Below are 2,636 nucleotides of genomic sequence, written 5' to 3' on the forward strand. Positions count from 1 at the left end.
TCTATTTTTATATTTGTTATGATCCGATTATTTAATATCATATGAGTTCCTCCTTGTAACTCATATATCATAACATTTGTACATTCTTATTTAATATTTATTGTACATATTTAAGTATAACTTTATACCAGACCAGCGGCGAACTGAAAGCACTGGAAACCAAGCTGCAAGGGAAAAAGGAGTTGCAGCGTCAGGTGTTGGCCTACGCCCAGACCAAGCCCGCCCGCGACGGGTTGAAAGCGCAGAAATCCGAGAAAGCCCGCGCCGCATACCGGCAGGCCCATGAGAGCGATTTTATCATAGCCGACGCAGCCGCCCGGTATTTCAAGGCGCATGGCATTACCAAGCTGCCCGCCCGGAAAGCGTTGCAGGCCGAGATCGAGCAGCTTATCTCCGAGAAAGACGGCCTGTATAACACCTATCACGAACAGAAGCAGCGGTTCAAGGAGTTGCAGACCGTCAAGCGGAATATCAACCAGATTTTGCGCCGGGACGAGCCGCACCGCAGAAAGGAGCAGAGCCATGAGCGATAACCTGCCCCGCATGGACTACCGCCAGCACCGGCGGGCGCGGCGGCTGGTACATGAGTGCTGTAACTACGACGAGGGGAACTGCCTGCTGTTAGACGACGGGGAGCCTTGCGTGTGCGTCCAGAGCATTTCCCTTTCCCTCATGTGCCGCTGGTTCCGTGTGGCTGTCCTGCCCCTTGACGAGGAGCTGTCCGCAGCCCTCTTATACCGGGGGAGCCGGAAACGGTGTGCCGTCTGCGGAGCGGCCTTTGTCCCCAAATCCAACCGGGGGAAATACTGCCCCGACTGCGCCGGGCGCATGAAGAAAATCCGCGCCGCCGAGAGAAAGCGGAAACAAAGGCAGAGATGTCACGCTTTAGAGCCTTTCAAACCCGCATAAATCAAGGCTTTTTTCGTGGGTGTCAAAGGGTACGCGATACATTTATCCTTTTCCCCCGGAAACGGCGTTCTAAATGCGTACAAACACCCCAAATCCACCCAAAGGAGGAACCATGTCAGACAACCGAAAATACTACTACCTCAAGCTGAAAGAGAATTACTTTGACGAGGACGCCATTGTGCTGCTGGAAAGTATGCAGGACGGTATCCTCTATTCCAACATCCTCTTGAAACTGTACCTGAAATCGCTGAAAAACGGCGGGAAGTTGCAGCTTGATGAAAATATCCCCTACACCGCGCAGATGATTGCCACCATTACCCGTCAGCAAGTCGGCACCGTAGAACGGGCCTTGCAGATTTTTATGAAGCTGGGGCTTGTGGAGCCGTTACAGAACGGCGCACTGTATATGAGCAACATTGAACTACTGATCGGCCAATCCTCTACCGAGGGGGAGCGAAAACGGCGGGCAAGGCTGGCTTTGCAGGAGCAGAAAGCCTTGCCAAAGGCCGGGGCGGACAAATGTCCACCATATCAAGCGGACATTTGTCCACCAGAGATAGAGATAGAGAAAGAGATAGAAAAAGAGAGAGAGCGAGAGTTAGATACGGGACAACCCGCCCGCGCCGCCTATGGCCGGTATGAAAATGTTTTTCTTTCGCAATCGGAACTGGACGGGCTGAAAGCAGACCTGCCCGGCAAATGGGACTATTACATTGACCGGCTATCCTGCCATATCGCGTCCAGCGGCAAGCGATACAAGAGCCATGCCGCCACCATCTACAAATGGGCGCAGGAGGACGCAACTAAGAAAGCCCCGAAAAAGGGCATACCAGACTACTCATGCAAGGAGGGCGAGAGTTTATGAAGAACGAAATCAACGCTGTTTTGGAGAATATGACGGCCACCACCCCGGAGCCGGAGGACTACACCGGCGAGGACGGTTTGCTGTACTGCGGCAAGTGCCGCAAGCCGAAAGAAGCCTATTTTGCGCCGGATAAGGCCGCTATCTTCGGGCGCGACCGCCACCCGGCAGAGTGCGACTGCCAGAAAACCGCCCGCGAGGAACGGGAAGCCGCCGAAAAGCGGCGCAGGCACCTTGACACCGTGGAAGAACTGAAACGCCGGGGCTTTACCGACCCCGCCATGCGGGACTGGACTTTCGAGAATGACAACGGCAGGAACCCGCAGGCCGGGCTTGCCCGCCGGTATGTGGAGCATTGGGAGGATATGCGGACAGACAATATCGGCTGCCTGTTCTGGGGCGGCGTAGGAACCGGGAAAAGCTACCTTGCGGGCTGTATCGCAAACGCCCTCATGGAGAAAGAAATCCCCGTCCACATGACGAACTTTGCCCTGATCCTCAATGACCTTGCCGCCAGCTTTGAGGGGCGCAACGAGTACATTTCCCGCCTTTGCCGCTATCCGCTGCTGATCCTTGACGACTTTGGCATGGAACGCGGCACCGACTACGGGCTGGAACAGGTTTTCAATGTGATTGACAGCCGTTACCGCAGCGGCAAGCCGCTGATCGTCACGACCAACCTCACGCTGGACGACCTGCGAAACCCGGAGGACACCGCCCATTCCCGGATTTATGACCTGGTCCTATGTCAAGAAAAAGTACAAGTTAAACGTGAACTTTTCACCTCAATATTCTGTCTTATGCCGCATTTATTTCCAAGTGTCTTAATTTTATCCAATATTTCTTTTCATACTCATTAGGTGAT

Annotated in this window: 2 protein-coding genes and 2 pseudogenes; all 4 read left to right on the plus strand. The window is 53.8% G+C overall.

The window, feature by feature from the left end:
- Window positions 1–128 precede the first annotated feature (128 nt).
- Window positions 129–533, plus strand: a pseudogene (locus FYJ58_RS14545) (relaxase/mobilization nuclease domain-containing protein); the annotation flags it as partial.
- Window positions 523–909, plus strand: coding sequence for a cysteine-rich VLP domain-containing protein (locus FYJ58_RS14550; protein WP_090487044.1), 387 nt, complete (start codon window positions 523–525; stop codon window positions 907–909). The pseudogene FYJ58_RS14545 and the gene FYJ58_RS14550, both read left to right, overlap by 11 nt.
- A gap of 112 nt (window positions 910–1,021) precedes the next feature.
- Window positions 1,022–1,774, plus strand: a complete 753-nt coding sequence (locus FYJ58_RS14560; RefSeq protein WP_074754406.1) for a phage replisome organizer N-terminal domain-containing protein — start codon at window positions 1,022–1,024, stop codon at window positions 1,772–1,774.
- Window positions 1,771–2,517, plus strand: a pseudogene (locus tag FYJ58_RS14565) (ATP-binding protein); the annotation flags it as partial. The gene FYJ58_RS14560 and the pseudogene FYJ58_RS14565, both read left to right, overlap by 4 nt.
- Window positions 2,518–2,636: the final 119 nt, after the last annotated feature.

This window comes from Velocimicrobium porci (assembly GCF_009696045.1).
In the GTDB taxonomy this organism is placed as follows: domain Bacteria; phylum Bacillota; class Clostridia; order Lachnospirales; family Lachnospiraceae; genus Velocimicrobium; species Velocimicrobium porci.

Bases quoted from the DNA above. Each gene is read 5' to 3' on its own strand.
- FYJ58_RS14550 (WP_090487044.1), top strand. From the start codon at position 523: ATGAGCGATAACCTGCCCCGCATGGACTACCGCCAGCACCGGCGGGCG.
- FYJ58_RS14560 (WP_074754406.1), top strand. From the start codon at position 1,022: ATGTCAGACAACCGAAAATACTACTACCTCAAGCTGAAAGAGAATTAC.